The organism is Thalassospira profundimaris, from assembly GCF_003326675.1.
Lineage (GTDB): Bacteria > Pseudomonadota > Alphaproteobacteria > Rhodospirillales > Thalassospiraceae > Thalassospira > Thalassospira aquimaris.
In genome coordinates, this window is the sequence record NZ_JPWF01000005.1 from 174,901 (window position 1) to 190,217 (window position 15,317).

Annotated in this window: 12 protein-coding genes and 1 riboswitch; of the genes, 5 read left to right on the forward strand and 7 right to left on the reverse strand. The window is 54.8% G+C overall.

The features are described from left to right. Positions 1 to 57 precede the first annotated feature (57 nt). The 3 genes from TH19_RS09130 to gpmI are packed head-to-tail and all read right to left on the reverse strand — an operon-like array spanning position 58 to position 4,293. A complete protein-coding gene (locus tag TH19_RS09130) occupies positions 58 to 1,359 on the reverse strand; it encodes a S41 family peptidase (RefSeq protein WP_114102031.1) in 1,302 nt (433 codons plus the stop codon). Further along, positions 1,356 to 2,723: a murein hydrolase activator EnvC family protein gene (locus tag TH19_RS09135; protein ID WP_114102032.1), complete on the reverse strand. Its 1,368-nt coding sequence runs from the start codon at positions 2,721 to 2,723 to the stop codon at positions 1,356 to 1,358. Before TH19_RS09135 ends, TH19_RS09130 begins: the two co-directional genes overlap by 4 nt. Then, positions 2,701 to 4,293 carry a 2,3-bisphosphoglycerate-independent phosphoglycerate mutase gene (gene gpmI / locus TH19_RS09140; RefSeq protein WP_114102033.1) on the reverse strand — a complete coding sequence of 531 codons (1,593 nt, stop codon included), beginning with the start codon at positions 4,291 to 4,293 and terminating at the stop codon, positions 2,701 to 2,703. The genes TH19_RS09135 and gpmI overlap by 23 nt, the downstream gene beginning before the upstream one ends. 287 nt (positions 4,294 to 4,580) lie before the next feature. Further along, positions 4,581 to 4,675, forward strand: a riboswitch (glycine riboswitch). A 199-nt stretch (positions 4,676 to 4,874) separates the two neighbouring features. Between gpmI and TH19_RS09145 the strand changes: the two genes are divergently transcribed. Then, positions 4,875 to 6,329, forward strand: coding sequence for an L-serine ammonia-lyase (locus TH19_RS09145; RefSeq protein ID WP_258547883.1), 1,455 nt, complete (start codon positions 4,875 to 4,877; stop codon positions 6,327 to 6,329). A 162-nt stretch (positions 6,330 to 6,491) separates the two neighbouring features. Next, the gene (locus tag TH19_RS09150) at positions 6,492 to 7,031 is read left to right on the forward strand and encodes a dihydrofolate reductase family protein (protein WP_114102034.1); all 540 of its coding nucleotides are present in this window, start codon (positions 6,492 to 6,494) and stop codon (positions 7,029 to 7,031) included. Between the two features lie 69 nt (positions 7,032 to 7,100). Here TH19_RS09150 and fabG read toward each other — a convergent pair whose 3' ends face one another. Continuing rightward, positions 7,101 to 7,880, reverse strand: a complete 780-nt coding sequence (fabG, locus tag TH19_RS09155; RefSeq protein WP_114102183.1) for a 3-oxoacyl-ACP reductase FabG — start codon at positions 7,878 to 7,880, stop codon at positions 7,101 to 7,103. Between fabG and TH19_RS22410 the strand changes: the two genes are divergently transcribed. The 3 genes from TH19_RS22410 to TH19_RS09165 all read left to right on the forward strand — a co-directional run bounded on the left by TH19_RS22410 (position 7,879) and on the right by TH19_RS09165 (position 10,520). Next, positions 7,879 to 8,067, forward strand: coding sequence for a hypothetical protein (locus TH19_RS22410; RefSeq protein ID WP_147250742.1), 189 nt, complete (start codon positions 7,879 to 7,881; stop codon positions 8,065 to 8,067). The genes fabG and TH19_RS22410 overlap by 2 nt on opposite strands. Before the next feature lie 120 nt (positions 8,068 to 8,187). Further along, complete coding sequence (locus TH19_RS09160; RefSeq protein WP_114102035.1) at positions 8,188 to 9,186, forward strand: phosphotransferase enzyme family protein; 999 nt, start codon at positions 8,188 to 8,190, stop codon at positions 9,184 to 9,186. Then, a complete protein-coding gene (locus TH19_RS09165) occupies positions 9,186 to 10,520 on the forward strand; it encodes an aspartate aminotransferase family protein (protein ID WP_114102184.1) in 1,335 nt (444 codons plus the stop codon). Before TH19_RS09160 ends, TH19_RS09165 begins: the two co-directional genes overlap by 1 nt. Before the next feature lie 11 nt (positions 10,521 to 10,531). Here the strand turns inward: TH19_RS09165 and TH19_RS09170 are convergent, their stop codons facing one another. The 3 genes from TH19_RS09170 to TH19_RS23190 all read right to left on the reverse strand — a co-directional run bounded on the left by TH19_RS09170 (position 10,532) and on the right by TH19_RS23190 (position 15,164). After that, the gene (locus TH19_RS09170) at positions 10,532 to 11,296 is read right to left on the reverse strand and encodes a DeoR/GlpR family DNA-binding transcription regulator (RefSeq protein ID WP_114102036.1); all 765 of its coding nucleotides are present in this window, start codon (positions 11,294 to 11,296) and stop codon (positions 10,532 to 10,534) included. Between the two features lie 181 nt (positions 11,297 to 11,477). Further along, the gene (locus TH19_RS09175; RefSeq protein ID WP_258547884.1) at positions 11,478 to 13,190 is read right to left on the reverse strand and encodes a methyl-accepting chemotaxis protein; all 1,713 of its coding nucleotides are present in this window, start codon (positions 13,188 to 13,190) and stop codon (positions 11,478 to 11,480) included. A 201-nt stretch (positions 13,191 to 13,391) separates the two neighbouring features. Further along, positions 13,392 to 15,164 carry a methyl-accepting chemotaxis protein gene (locus tag TH19_RS23190; protein ID WP_114102037.1) on the reverse strand — a complete coding sequence of 591 codons (1,773 nt, stop codon included), beginning with the start codon at positions 15,162 to 15,164 and terminating at the stop codon, positions 13,392 to 13,394. Between the last annotated feature and the right edge of the window lie 153 nt (positions 15,165 to 15,317).

Here is a 15,317-nt window from a genome sequence, read left to right on the forward strand (position 1 = left end):
GAATTTAGGATTTTCCTGAACACGAACAGCTAGTCTCTCACTGTGTCCGCTTGGTCCTTACCCTTGCGGGCGAGGACCAAACAGGGAAATGCCCCGGATCATGTCCAGCGCCCGCGACAACTGATAATCGTCAATCGCAAGCTGTTCGGCCTGATCCCGGCGGGAATTTGCATCCTTTTCTGCATCAGTGGTGTGTGCGTCTTCGTTGCGAAGGGCACCATTCAGGGATGCTTCGGAACGACGGGTGTCACCTTCGATGCTTTCGACACGGGCCTGCGGGACGATGATATCAGGAACGATACCGACTTCCTGAATGGATTTGCCCGATGGCGTGTAATAGCGTGCAGTGGTCAGACGAAGTGCCACATTGCCCGGCATCGGCAGGATGGTCTGAACCGATCCCTTGCCAAAGCTACGCGTGCCCATAATGATCGCACGGCGATGATCCTGGAGGGCACCGGCAACAATTTCGGATGCCGATGCGGAACCGTCATTGATCAGGACAACAACCGGAAGGCCTTCGGCAAGATCACCGGAACGGGCGTTATAACGTTCGGTATTCTGGGTGTCGCGCGGACGGGTCGAAACGATTTCGCCTTTATCAAGGAAGGCATCGGAAACCGAAATTGCCTGATCAAGCAATCCGCCCGGGTTGTTGCGCAGGTCAATGACCAGACCCTTGATTTCCGGACCGATCTGATCGCGCATATCGCCAATTGCACGTTGCAGGCCGCTAAAGGTCTGTTCGTTGAATTTGGTGATACGGATGTAACCGATATCTTCCTTGGCTTCGGCGCGAACCGACTGGATCTTGATGACAGCACGGGTCAGGGTGACATCAAACGGTGCCTGTTCGCCCTTGCGGATGATGGTCAGGACAATGTCGGTATTGACCTTGCCGCGCATCATTTCGACGGCGTCATTCAAGGTCAAGCCGCGAATGGCTGTGCCATCGATATGGGTGATGAAGTCGCCCGGCTGAAGTCCGGCTTTTTCCGCCGGCGTGTCATAGATCGGAGAAATGACTTTGACAAAGCCGTCTTCCATCGTGACTTCGATACCAAGCCCGCCAAATTCACCGCGGGTATCGACCTGCATTTCCTCGAAATTATCCATGTTCAGATACGAGGAATGCGGATCAAGCGAGGTCAGCATGCCGTTGATTGCCGCCTCGATCAGCTGTTTGTCATCAACTTCCTCGACATATTTGGCTTTGACCTGTTCAAAGACATCGCCAAACAGATTGAGAAGCCGATAGGTCTCAGCCGAGGAGGTTGAAGATTGCGCCAGACTTGGGGACGCAAGGCCGAAAGTCATGCCGGTCGCGAGTGCGAGTACTGCCAATCGAGAGGTTTTCATCCACTTACCTTGCCGTTTTTCGAGGCCAGCCACGGAAGCGGATTAATCGCTTCTCCGTCCTGGCGCATCTCCAGATATAGTTTTGGCGCAGTTTCACCCATAATACCAACAGGTTCGCCCGCCAATAGATATTGTCCTACCACACTGTCGAGCCGATCAAAACCGGCGATAAGGCTATGGTATCCTTCGCCGTGTTCGATAATCAAGAGTCGGCCGTACCCGCGGAAGGGGCCTGCAAAGACAACTTTACCATCAAAGGGTGAGACAACCTGCGCATTTGCGCGGGTGCTGATCTCAATTCCCTTGGATCTTGTGACTGTTAATCCGTCCGGACCACGTGATTTTTCCCCGAACAGTGTGACGACTTTGCCACTGGCTGGCATCCTCAAATTACCGTGTGCCAGCGTGATAGAGCTTCCAACAGCAAATTCTTCGTCACTGGTTTCGTTCTTTTTATCTCGCGTCGCAGATGTTTCTTCCTTCTGCGCGGGCGTCTCGGGCGGGGTGTTTCGTGCAATCGTGGTCGCGCCGAGCGTATCGGAATCCGGCTCCGTGCGGCTGGCAATCTCGACTTCCGGGCGCGGGCGCGGCTTTGGCAAGCCTTCTGCGCGTTTGCGCAGGGTACTTAAAAGATCGCCAAGCGATTTGGCTTCGTCGGCCAAGGCGCTGACAGCTTTGGCCGCGGCAAGGGCTTCGGCCTCGGTTTCGGAGCGCAGGCGACGTTTTTCATCCAGAAGGGCAGCAAGTGCTGAACGCTCGCTTTGCAATTGCTTGGTAGCCTCGGTCAGGTCAGAACGACGGTCGCGGATATCTTCACGCAGGGTCGCGATTTCTTCGAGTTCCTTGCGAAGGTCGCGCGCATGTTGTTCCACACCGGGCAAGGCTGCCTTGAGCAACACGGCAGACCGCAGGGTATCTTGTGGTGACGTTGGCAGGGCTATGACTGCTTCAGGCGGGGTGGTGGACAACCGCTGAAGCGCCATCAGAATGCGGGCATATTGTCCGGCCTTGTCTTCAAGACTGGTGGCGGCAACCTTTTCACGGGATTCCAGTGTTTGAAGCTGATCTTCAAGATCGGTCAGGGTCGTTTCAAGGCGCTGGGTCCGGCGGGCAACCGAAATGGCCTCGGATTGAAGGGCCTGTTCTTCGGTCCAAAGCTCACGCGATTTGCGGGACAGGAATTCTTCCTGTTGTTGCTGTTTGGAAAGCTGGCTTTCGAGTTGGTCGAGTTTTTTGTCAACTTTTTGCAGCGATTGGGCAAAAGAAGGCGCTGCCCCCCCCCCGCCTGCGACAAGAACTGCAAAAGCAGTCAGCGCAGGCAGGGCTATCCTGTAAGCAAACTTAGCTCGCAAGAAGCGCGTCATTCTGTTTCAGGCCCTTAAGCAACGGTTTGCCGGTCATCTCGGCTGGTTGCGGCACGCCGAGAAGCTGCAACAGGGTCGGTGCAACGTCGGCAAGACGCCCATTCTCCAATGTTACTCCTTCCGGACCGTTAACAAGGATGGTCGGAACGAGATTAAGGGTATGTGCAGTGTGCGGTTCGCCAGTTTCCTGATCGACCATCACTTCGCAATTGCCGTGATCGGCGGTGACAAAGGCAACGCCGCCAACCGATTTGATCGCATCAATGACTTTGCCAAGGCAGGTATCCACCGCTTCGGCCGCCTTCATGGCCGCAGACAGAATACCGCTATGTCCGACCATGTCGGGATTGGCAAAGTTCAGGATGATCGCGTCGTATTTTTCCGACTTGATGGCAGCAACCAGTTTTTCAGTGACTTCAGGTGCGGACATTTCCGGCTGAAGGTCATAGGTCGCGACTTTCGGGGATGCGACCAGAATACGGTCTTCGCCCTCGAAGACCTGTTCTTCACCACCGTTAAAGAAGAACGAGACATGCGGGTATTTTTCTGTTTCGGCGATGCGAAGCTGTTTCAGGCCAGCCTTGGAAACCACTTCGCCAAAAATATTCGGCAAGGTTTGCGGCGGATAGATCGCATCCATGTATTTTGCATGTTCGGATGAATATTCGACCATACCGGCCTGAACTGAAAACTTCGGTGCGGTGCCACGATCAAAGCCATCAAATTCCGGGGCGCAAAGGGCCGCAAGGATTTCACGCGCACGGTCGGCACGGAAGTTGGTCATCAAAAGACCATCGCCATCCTTGATGCCGTCAAAGCCGTCGATCACGGTCGGCAGGACAAATTCGTCGGTGGTGTCGTTTGCATAGGCATTGGCAATTACCGCCTCGGCACTTTCAGCCGAACGACCATCCGCATAGTTCTTGCCCTGAACCATGGTGAAATAGGCCTGGCTTACGCGTTCCCAACGGTTGTCACGGTCCATGGCGTAATAGCGCCCGGTCACGGTGACAATTTCAACATTGGCATCGCCGATCAGGGCGCGGAATTTTTCAAGGAATTTAGCTGCACTTTTCGGTGCGGTATCGCGGCCATCAAGATAGGCGTGAATTTTGACAGGCACTCCGGCGCCCGCGATGATTTTGGCAAGGGCAGCCATATGGGCCTGATGGGAATGCACGCCACCTTCGGACAGAAGTCCGGCAATGTGGCAAACACCCTTGGTATCGGTCAGGGTTGCGATGATTTTCTTGACCGCATCGGTATCGGCAATGGAACCGGTTTTGACGGCTTCGTCAATTTTCGGCAGTTCCTGCATGACCACGCGACCGGCGCCAAGGTTCATATGACCGACTTCCGAATTGCCCATCTGACCTTCGGGCAGGCCGACATCCAGACCGCAAGCCTTAAGGAAACCGGTCGGATAATTGGCATAAAGCGCGTCCCAGACAGGCGTGTTGGCCAAGGCAACGGCGTTGTCCTTGGTTTCTTCGCGATAACCCCAGCCGTCCAGAATACAGAGCACCACAGGGCGCGGGCGCTTTACGGAATTCGATACAGTCACGTTCATAAACCCCACTGATAGAGATAAAGGCTGAATTACCCGTAAATATTTACCAACAAATATGGTGACTTACAGGGCGTTTTGCCATCAATCCTGTTATGCGGGCAGGGTGGGTCAACCGTTACTCACAACAGGCATATGCATAATTTCGGCAATCTAGCACGATTGTGCCCGCGAAACAGCACCTGCACCGGGAATTTTTTGCAGGTGCAAAGCTGCTTTTTGACAGGGTTTGCAGACACGGATAATCTGCCCTCCAACGGTGATCCTCAGAGGCGGCAGAAATGGCGTCTTGCACCGCGACGGGAGAGCCCGGTTATCCGCATAACCGGCGCCGAAGGAGCAATTGCCCCATAACACTCTCAGGCACATGGACCGTCGCGGATAGAGGCTCTGGAGAGAGAAACCGTTTGGCGCAAGCAGCATCGCATGCGTCAAACGGATTCCACCGAAGGATGAAAACCATTGGGTCGATATTGTTTTCGGGCCAATGGAATACAATCTCAGGTCAAGGGACAGAGGGGGCAATACACCGGTTCGTAAACGGCGCGATTTTCGCGCGGTCAAGAGCCGTGAAGGAGGCCCCTTTGACTACCGATAAGACCACCAATACCGCCACCGGTTCCGCTTCGGGATCGCAAGACGGATCTGTTCAGGACGTAAACCTTTCTGTTGTCGATCTTTATACCATCGGGATCGGACCATCGAGTTCGCATACGGTCGGTCCGATGCGGGCCGGATACCGGTTTTGTCTTGAACTTGAAGCTCGCAATCTTTTGCCCAAAGCCGGAAGCGTGGTTGTGGACCTTTATGGGTCGCTTGCGCTGACCGGAAAAGGCCACGCAACAGATACCGCTGTGATTATGGGGCTTTCGGGCCAGCGCCCGCGCAGTGTTAACCCCGATGATGTCGCGCCCACGGTTGCCGCCATTGATGCCAGTGCCGAGTTGCAGCTTTATGGCCAGTATCCGGTGGCCTTTAACCGTGACACCAACCTTGTTTTTCATTTTACCGAAACGCTGCCGCAGCATCCCAACGGGATGCGCATTACCGCCTTTGACCGTGACGGGGTTAAAATCCACGCACAGGAATATTTCTCGGTCGGGGGCGGGTTTATTGTTTCCGGTGATGATCGCGGGGCGGAATATTCCGGTGATAACATCACACTTCCCCATCCGTTTTCATCGGCCGATGAATTGATGGCGATCTGCAAGCGCGAAGGCCGTTCGATTGCCGAAATTATGATGGCCAATGAACAAAGCTGGCGCAGTGCGGATGAAACCTATGAATTCGTTGATCGTGTTCATCGTGCGATGATGGATTGCATTGATCGCGGCTGCAAAACCGATGGCATCCTGCCCGGTGGATTGAATGTCAAACGGCGCGCATCCAAGCTTTATCACGAACTGATGGACAAGCCCGAGGCGGGCCTTCGTGATCCACTGACCGTGATTGACTGGGTAAACCTTTATGCCCTTGCAGTGAACGAAGAAAATGCTGCGGGCGGGCGTGTGGTCACCGCACCAACCAACGGGGCGGCGGGCGTTATTCCGGCGGTTCTTCGCTATTACGAACGGTTCGGGGCCAATGCCAGCCAGGCCAAAATTCGCGAGTTCCTTTTGACCGCAGCAGCAATTGGATCGATCTATAAAAAGCGTGCTTCGATCTCGGCCGCCGAAGTTGGTTGTCAGGGCGAGGTTGGTGTTGCCTGTTCGATGGCGGCGGGCGCGCTTTGCGCGGTTCTGGGCGGGACGCCCGAACAGGTCGAAAATGCCGCCGAAATCGGGATGGAGCATAATCTTGGTCTGACCTGCGATCCGATTGGTGGTCTGGTACAGGTGCCCTGTATCGAACGTAACACTATGGGCGCGGTCAAGGCGATCAATGCTGCGCGTCTTGCCCTGCGCGGTGACGGGCAGCACACCGTGTCGCTGGATCGTGTGATCGAAACCATGCGCCAGACGGGACTCGACATGCAAAGCAAGTACAAGGAAACCAGTCAGGGTGGCCTTGCGGTCAATGTCAACGTGGTTGAATGTTGACCCGGGTTTGAGGTTAGTTCCCTGAAATCAAGGGGTTCGACCAATTTCGTATCTTGCCGTTGGTGGGGGAATGCTTGTTTCCTGTCCCTGTTGGCCGGTGATCTGTTATGATCAGGGCGAGCAAACAAGGGGCAAAGACCCCACCAAAGGTTGGACATAGAGATGAACAAAAAGCTGTTCCGCATATATATCGCGGTCAGTCTGGATGGTTTCATTGCACGCACAAATGGCGCGGTTGACTGGCTGGATGAATATGATCCCGCCGAGTTTGGCTTTGATGACTTTCTGGACTCTGTGGGCACCTTGATCATTGGCAGAAATACCTTTGATCAGGTCATGGCATTTGGCGACTGGCCCTATGAGGCCCGCCGGACCATCGTTTTGACATCCCGCGACCTTCCCGAAGATCGCCCGGAAAATACCGAGGCCTATGGTGGCAGTATTATCGAACTGGTTGACCAGTTACGCGACAGCCGCAATGGCGATGGTGATATCTGGGTTGTCGGTGGCGGAAGTGTGGTGACACAGTTTCTGTTTGGCGGTTTTGCCGATCAGCTTGATATCTTTACCGTCCCCGAAGTTCTGGGTGATGGCATATCGCTGTTCGGGCGGGACGCCAGCGGCATCAAGCCACGGCTTCTGGCATCAGAACGCTATAATTCCGGCGTGGTGCGCAGCCAGTACGGATTGCATGATATCTGAACCGGAAAATGAAAACGCGCTGACATTGGTCAGCGCGTTTTTGACTTCTGGCCGGGCACAGGCAGGCGATTAAATCTCGCCCAGAGCATCCAGGGATTCCGGCAGGATTTGACCGCCATCGACAACGATGGATTGTCCGGTGATATAGGCGGCTTCGTCGGATGCGAAGAACAGGGCGGCATTGGCGATATCTTCGACGCTGCCCAGTCGTTTGAGCGGGATCGAATTGGCCATCGAGTCCAGATATTCTTGCCCCAGACCGGCAAGGCCTTCGGTCATGATGTTGCCCGGCATCACGGCGTTGATCGTCGTGTTGTAGCGCGACAGTTCCATTGCCGCAGTTCGGATAAAGCCAAGCTGACCGGCCTTTGACGCACCGTAATGTGACCAGCCGGGATAGCCTGTAACCGGACCTGTGATCGATGATGTGATCACAACCCGGCCTTTGCCTGCCTTTGCGAAATAGGGAATGCAGGCCTTCACGCACAGGAAGCTGCTTTTAAGGTTGGTGGCCATGACCTGATCCCAGTCATCTGCTTCCATCTCGATCATTTTGACCTGCGGGAAGATACCCGCATTGGCGCACAGGATATCAATCCCGCCAAAGGTCTTTGCGGTATATTCCGCCATGCCAAGAACCTGATCCCAATCCGATACATCGCACAGAACCATGTCGGCGGTGCCGCCTGCGGCCTTGATTTCCTCGACCGTGATTGCCGCATCCTGTTCGGTGCGGGCCGCAACCATGACTTTGGCCCCCTTGCTGGCAAAGACACTTGCGATGCCTTTGCCAATGCCCTTTGAGCCGCCGGTGACGATGACGCTTTTGCCGGAAATCGAAGTCAGCATGGTTGATCCTTTCGTGAAGTCGTTCATGACCGTCAGGGTTCAACAGGTCATCAAATGGGCACGGCATCCTGGTGGGATGGTGCAGCGCAATGCGTTTCATGATGATTGGCTTGATTTTTCCGTGATGCAACAAAAAATGTTGCAAGTTACACATTTTAAAGCGCAGTATTCACCAAGGGATGCATAGGGCGTCGAGGACGGGCGGTTATCGCAAGTCTGGGTCAGAGCCAGTTGATCGCTGTGCGGGTGGCCCGGTGCGCGCTGATGTCGGTGCGGGTTGTCTGGTTCGTAAGGAAGGAGATCAGTCTTGGGCGGAATTTATGATGACGAACTGATTGGTCGCCTGCGGGCCGGTGCTGTTTCGGTGTTGCCCGGTTGGGGAATTGGGTCGGATGCCGAAGTGTCGCTTTTGACCGTGTCGGAAAATGCGACCTTTGTAGCGACGGACCCGGAAAATGGCGCGAAACTGATTTTGCGGGTTCATCGTCCGGGCTATCACACCCGTTCGGAAATTGAATCCGAGCTTGCCTGGATCAATGCCCTTCGCGCGGCTGATGTGGTCGCCACACCCAAACCGCGCCTGCGCACCGACGGATCACTGGTCGCCGAATTCGATCATGATGGTGTCAGTCGTCATGTGGTTGCGTTTGATTTCATGACCGGGGATGAACCAGCGGCCGGGGATGGTTTGGTTGACGGATTTTTCAAGCTGGGCGTGATCAGTGCGCGTCTTCATCATCATGCAAAACAATGGTCGCGCTCGGTCAGTTTTGTGCGCAAAAGCTGGACCTTTGATACGACCCTTGGCGCGACGCCCCATTGGGGGAATTGGCGCGCTGCACGGGGGCTGGGTGAAGATGGACTGGCTTTGCTTGAAAAGGTTTGCCGCCATCTGAACCAAAAGCTTCTGGTATTCGGGATGGGACGCGAGAAATTTGGATTGATCCATGCGGATTTGCGTTTGGCGAACCTTCTGGTCGACGCGGATCGACTGGGAGTGATTGATTTTGATGATTGTGGCTTTGGCTGGTTTGGTTATGACTTTGCCGCCGCCATCAGTTTCATCGAGCTTGATCCGATTGTACAGGCCCTGAAAGAAGCGTGGGTCGAGGGGTATCGCACCATTGCCCCGTTTTCGAGTACTGATTACCAGATGCTTGAAAGCTTTGTGATGTTGCGGCGGTTGTTGCTGACAGCCTGGATCGCAAGCCACCCGGAAACCCCAACCGCGCAGGAAATGGGCCCCGGTTTTACTGCCGGAACCATTGCCATGGCCCAAACATACCTGTCGGCGGAGGGCGCGTGATGAGCGACGTTCGCCCCATCCTTGATATGAATGCTTTTGACGGAAAGTCTTCTGCGCCGGGGGGCCATGCACAGAGTGATCTTTTGGATCGGCGTTTGCGCAATATCGGGGCGGCATCGGTGCTGTTTTATCGCGATCCGATTGAAATGGTATCTGCATCGGGCTGCTGGATGACCGCGGCTGATGGCACCAGCTATCTTGATTTCTATAACAATGTGCCATCGGTCGGGCATTGTCATCCACGCGTGGTTGGCGCAATGGCAGAACAGGCCGCGCGTCTAAATATCAACAGCCGGTATTTGCACCAGACGGTGGAAACATACCTTGATCGGCTTAAGGCGACTTTTCCCGATCATCTGGAAAATATTGTCCTGACCTGCAGTGGTAGCGAGGCCAATGATCTTGCGATCCGAATTGCACAACGTGCAACCGGGGCCCGCGGCATCATCGTGACCGAAAGTGCGTATCACGGGAATACCAGTGCGGTGACGGAAATATCACCATCGGCAATCAAGCGCGGTGGACTGCCAGACCATGTTGTTGCCGTTCCGCCGCCCAGTAAGCAGGCCTATGGCGACAATGTTGCCGCCGGATTTGCCGATGCGGTTTATTTGGCAATCACAACCCTGCAAGATCGGGGCTATGGGGTGGCGGCCCTGATTGTTGACAGCATCTTTTCAAGTGACGGGGTCTTTTCCAATCCAAAGGGCTTTTTGCGTCTGGCAGTGGCCGTGATGCAACGTGCAGGTGGATTGTTTATTGCCGATGAAGTCCAACCGGGCTTTGCGCGCACCGGCGATGCCTTTTGGGGATTTTCCCGTCACGATGTGGCGCCCGATATTGTCAGTATGGGCAAGCCGATGGGCAATGGTTTCCCGATGGCGGGCATTGCCGTACGACCGGAGTTGCTGGCCGCATTTTGTGAAGATGTTGGCTATTTCAATACCTTTGCTGCCAGTCCGGTGGCAGCAGCCACGGGGCTTGCGGTTCTTGATGTTATCCGCGACGAGGATTTGCAAAACAATGCGGCAGTTTGCGGGGCATATCTGCGCGAAGGGTTGCAGCATCTTGCCGAGATGGATGCCCGGATCACTGACATCCGCGGTGCGGGATTGTTCATGGGGGTTGATCTGTCTGCCAATGGCGATCCGTCGGAACCCGGCGGGCAGCTTGTCGGGGATGTGATCAATGCAATGCGTCGGCATCGCGTATTGATCGGGGCGGCGGGGAAATATGGCCAGACCCTTAAAATCCGTCCGCCATTATGCCTTACCCGGTCCGAGGTTGATTTCTTCATCGAAGCACTGGGTAAATCACTGCGCACCTGTGGCTAGTGCAAGTCAAACTACCCGGATGTGATGACGCAGCCTGCTTTGCGGACGGTGTCGCCAAGCGCCCCCAGCGGGGTTTGATCACTGACCAGAACATCGACATTTTCCCATTCACAATACCGCGCCGGGAAGGCCTGATTGAATTTGGTGTGGTCGGCGACAATCATGCTGCGCGTTGCGCGTTCCATCATAACGGCATAAACGTCCGATGCCTCGATCAGGGCGTCACTTGCGCCGTCACCATCAAGGCCGCTTGCCCCAAGAATTGCCCATTCCACCCGATAGTTTTCAAGAAACCGGATGGTTTGTGCGCCATGCATGGACCCTTCCTGCGCATGATAAAGGCCCGGTGCCATGATCACCTGAATGGTCGGGTTTATGGCAAGAACCGTTGCCACGCCAAAGGAATGGGTGATCACGGTCAGATCGTTCATGGTAACCGCCAGACGTTTGGCGACATGAACCGTGGTCGCCCCCGAACCGATCATGATGTGGCGCGATCCGGCCAGTACCGGCATGGCAAGGCGTGCGATCTGTTCGCGTTCGGCAATATGCAGTTTGTGGCGTTCATTCAGGCCCGGTTCGCTTGATTGCCGACGAACAGCACCGCCATAGGTCCGGTTGATCAATCCCTGTTGCGTCAGTTCGTCAAAGTCGCGCCGGATGGTTTCGGTCGACACGGCAAGACGTTCGGCAAGATCAATGATCCGCAAGGACGGTTCAAGATCAAGCTCGCTTAGAATGCGTTGTTGTCGCAGGGATTTTTTGTTTGCTGCCATGGCGTGATGATAGTGCTGATACCCTCGTTACGCCAGTGGCTTATGCGTTCCATGCGTTGTTATCACGGATGTGATTGCCGATATTATTCGGGACGATCCAACCCGATTTTCCGGCGATGGGCGTGATAGGTTGGGGCAAGCTCGTCCGCACCGATCAAGTTGCCAGCCTCGTCCTTGTAAGTCAGGTGATGGTTGATCGCCTGACCCTGCCACAGCTTTTCAATTTCGGCCCGTTTCGGTGTTTTGCGGAACGCTGCGATGAAGTCATTGATTGCGCATAACAGATTATAGGTTGCCGGGTCGGCGGCGACGGCCACGACATAGAAAAACGGATGGGGAAGGATCGGTTTGGGCAGAACTTCGAGCCTGCCGTGCCAGGGGTTTTGGGGTTGCTGGATGCCCAGTGAAATACGGGATGATCCCCGGCGAAGGCATCAATTGCACCACTGGCAATCGCGTCATGGACGCGCGAAATATCGCCATAGGCGATCATGTTTGAAAGTTTGGCGATGCCGCCGGGTTTGTTTTCATTGTCTGCCCATCGCAGTCCGACATCTTCAAGAACGGCAAGGGCGGCCGGGTCGTTGACGGTGCCCAGGACCTTTCCTCCAAGATCGGCGATGGTGTTGATTGCCGTATTTTCCGGACGCCGGATCAGCGAAAAGTTAAGGTAGGTGTAAGTATCGGAGAAGGCGACACCCTTATAAAAATCGCTTGGCGGCAGGGCGCACCAAACAACATCAGCGGTTGGCTGCCCGGCCTTTTTGCCAGCAAACAACAACTCGGTCAGCAAGTCCCACGGATGTTCGACAAACTCGCACGTCACCCCGATTGATTTCGCAAAGGCCTCGGCATAATCGATATCGATCCCGTGCAAGGGGCCATTTTTCTGAGGGCGGAAAGATGCACCAACCAGTGCCGGGTCAATCGCGATCCTGATTTTGCCGCGTGACTTAATGTCTGCCAGCCGGTCATAGCCCGGGTCTTCGTGGATGTGATTGCTGCGCAGGAAATGGGAAAGCTTTCCTGCAACATTGGTGCTGTCACGGGTACATGTCGCAAGGCCGGTGATTTCGGTGGCGGCCCAGGCAACTTTGCTTCGGGTGCGTGCAGATGATTCCTTGCTGGCATCAAGGAGTTCGAAAACAACCTGATTGTGACCGCTGATATGTTCAAGGCGTCCGGCCATTGCGGCAAAGCGGTCCTTCAAACCGCCCAGTGCATCTTCGATCTCGCTGCCCAGACTGTCGAGATCCGTATCAATATTTGCCATGCTGTCGCGCAGTGACCGTGTGACGTCGGACAAATCAATCAGATCAACAGCTTCGTTTGTGCGCTGCATCGTGCTTTGCGCCAGGTTGCCGACTTCCTTGGCGACCACGGCAAAGCCGCGCCCGTGGTCGCCGGCACGTGCTGCTTCGATGGCAGCATTCAAGGCAAGAAGCTTGATGCCCTTGCCGATATCTTCAATCGCACTCAGGACCTTGGCGGCTCCTTCGGCCTTGGTTTCAAGGTCTTGGCTGATTTTTTCGAGGTCACTGCGAATGGCTTCAGTTTTGGAAGAAACTGTTGTTCTTGTTGCGTCCTGAACGGCGTTGGCGGTGGTGGTGCTTTCGTCAATTTCACGACGTGTCTGATCAAGACCGGTACGCAGATTATGAGACCGGACATCAATTTCGCGCATCAGGCTGTCTTGGCTTTCGCCCGCCGTATTGGCGAATTTCAGGAGATGCTCGATATAATCAAGGCCCGACGAAATCCCGCGCATCAAAGCCGCGATTTCCGTGGCGTTCGTTTGTTCCGGCGATTTGGGCTGGGTATAGTGGTCAGACGAAAAAACGTGATTTTCGCGCGCAAGGTTGCTGTTGCGCGGCGTCAGAATGGTCTCTTCCATGCTTTTAGCCTCACCACTTCCCGTTAATATTGTGAATATTTATTTCTTATAGGGAAACACTACCGCCGGGTGAGTTATGTTGCAAGGCAGCATATTGTGAAATCGGGAAACAGGAATTGTGACCAAAAGGCGCAGCCGCCGCGGGAACATCACATTGGTGCAAATTGATTTGCAGATGATGTTCCACGCAGCAAAGGTCGATCAGCTCGGTGTTATGCCGTGTTTTCGGCAATGGGCATGATAGGCGGTTTCGAGTTCATCCGCGCCGATCAGACTGCCTGCTTCATCCTTGTAAGTCAGGTGATGATTGATCGCCTGACCCTGCCACAGCTTTTCAATTTCGGCCCGTTCCGGTGTTTTGCGAAATGCGGTGATGAAGTCGTTGATTGCGCGCAGCAGATTATAGGATGCCGGATCAGCGGCAACCGCAGCGGTATAGTAATAGGGCAAAGGCAGGATACTGCCCGGCAGGACTTCAATGCGTCCGTGCCACGGGCTTTCGGGGTTGTTGGCCGCCCAGTGGAAGATCGGCTGATCAACGGCAAAGGCATCAACCGCCCCGTCGGCCAATGCATCATGCAGGCGCGTCTGGTCGCTATAGGCAATCAGGTTGGAAAGTTTGGCGATACCGCCCGGCTTGTTTTCATTCCCGGCCCAGCGTAACCCCTGTTCTTCGAGAACCATGAAAGCGACCGGGTCATTGATGATGCCAAGAACCTTGCCGTTCAGGTCTGCCAGCCGGTTGATGCCTGTATTTCCGGCCCGGCGACATAGGGCGAAATTCAAATAGGTATAGGTGTCGGAATAGGCGACGCCTTTGTAAAATTCGCTTGGGGGAAGGGCGCTCCAGACCACGTCGGCAGTTGGGGTGCCGGGCTTGGTGCCGACAAATAAAAGTTCGGTCAGCAAGTCCCACGGATGTTCGACAAATTCACATTCCACACCAAGCCATTTAGCCAGCGCACGCGCATAGTCGGCATCAAGCCCGCGCAGAGGAGAGCCCGGTTTTAGCCGGAACGACAGGCCGACAAAGGCCGGTTCAATCGCGATGCGGATTTTGCCGCGTGCCTTGATATCGGCCAACCGGTCATAGGTGGGGTCATCATGCAGATGACTGGTTTTCAGGAACCGGCCCAGCTTTTCCGGTGCAAGGCTTGCATCAGACAAGCTGTCGGCAAGGTTCCGGGTATCGGTCCGGGCCCAGGTGACCTTGCCACGGGTGCGGGCCGATGCATCTTTGCTGCCGGAAAGCAGTTCAAACACCACCTGGTTATGTTCGGAAATATCGGACAGGCGGTCGGACATGCTGGCAAAGCGTTCCTGCAAGGTGCCAAGTGATGCCTCGATTTCATTGCCGAGACTGTCAAGGTCACTGCCGATATTGGCCATGCTTTGACGCAGTGCATTGGTGACGTCGGATAGGTCAATCAGATCGACCGCCTCGTTGGTGCGTTGCATGGTGCTTTGGGCAAGGTTTCCGACCTCCTTGGCGACCACGGCAAATCCGCGACCATGTTCACCTGCGCGTGCTGCTTCAATGGTTGCGTTCAGGGCAAGCAGCTTGATGCCTTTGCCGATATCTTCAATTGCACGCAGGACCTTGTTGGCCCCTTCAGCCTTGGCATCAAGTTCGGTGCTGATGCGTTCAAGATCGGCGCGGATGGCCTTGGTCTTGTCGGCAACGGTTGCGCGCGTGGTTGACTGGACGTTTTGGGCGACATCGGTGCTGTTGGCAATTTCACGCCGGGTTTCATCCAGACCAGTGCGCAGATTGTTTGACCGGACGTCAATTTCGCGCATCAGGCTGTCCTGGCTTTCACCGGCCGTATTGGCAAATTCCAGCAGATGCTGAATGTAGTCAAGCGCACTTGAAATGCCGCGCATCAGATCTTTGATCTGCGCCTGTGATCCGGTGTCGTTTAGTGGCCCCGTTAGATCTTTGGGTTTCTGTGCCGAAAAGACGGTTTGTTCCATTTTGAAGCCCTGCCACTGCCCATTAATATTTTTGATTTAAGGAATTTTTGTTTCTTTAAGTGAAATATTAGCGGTGACAGAGGAATGTTGCAAGGCAACATACCCGAAAAACGAGAGAAGGTGTTTCTTCCCTCGGTCAACAGTTGAAATCAA

Coding starts and splice junctions, on each gene's coding strand:
- TH19_RS09130 (WP_114102031.1), bottom strand. CDS start 1,359: ATGAAAACCTCTCGATTGGCAGTACTCGCACTCGCGACCGGCATGACT.
- TH19_RS09170 (WP_114102036.1), bottom strand. CDS start 11,296: ATGGCAGCAAACAAAAAATCCCTGCGACAACAACGCATTCTAAGCGAG.
- fabG (WP_114102183.1), bottom strand. CDS start 7,880: ATGCTGACTTCGATTTCCGGCAAAAGCGTCATCGTCACCGGCGGCTCA.
- TH19_RS09175 (WP_258547884.1), bottom strand. CDS start 13,190: ATGGAAGAGACCATTCTGACGCCGCGCAACAGCAACCTTGCGCGCGAA.
- TH19_RS09165 (WP_114102184.1), top strand. CDS start 9,186: ATGAGCGACGTTCGCCCCATCCTTGATATGAATGCTTTTGACGGAAAG.
- TH19_RS09135 (WP_114102032.1), bottom strand. CDS start 2,723: ATGACGCGCTTCTTGCGAGCTAAGTTTGCTTACAGGATAGCCCTGCCT.
- TH19_RS22410 (WP_147250742.1), top strand. CDS start 7,879: ATGGTTGATCCTTTCGTGAAGTCGTTCATGACCGTCAGGGTTCAACAG.
- gpmI (WP_114102033.1), bottom strand. CDS start 4,293: ATGAACGTGACTGTATCGAATTCCGTAAAGCGCCCGCGCCCTGTGGTG.
- TH19_RS23190 (WP_114102037.1), bottom strand. CDS start 15,164: ATGGAACAAACCGTCTTTTCGGCACAGAAACCCAAAGATCTAACGGGG.
- TH19_RS09150 (WP_114102034.1), top strand. CDS start 6,492: ATGAACAAAAAGCTGTTCCGCATATATATCGCGGTCAGTCTGGATGGT.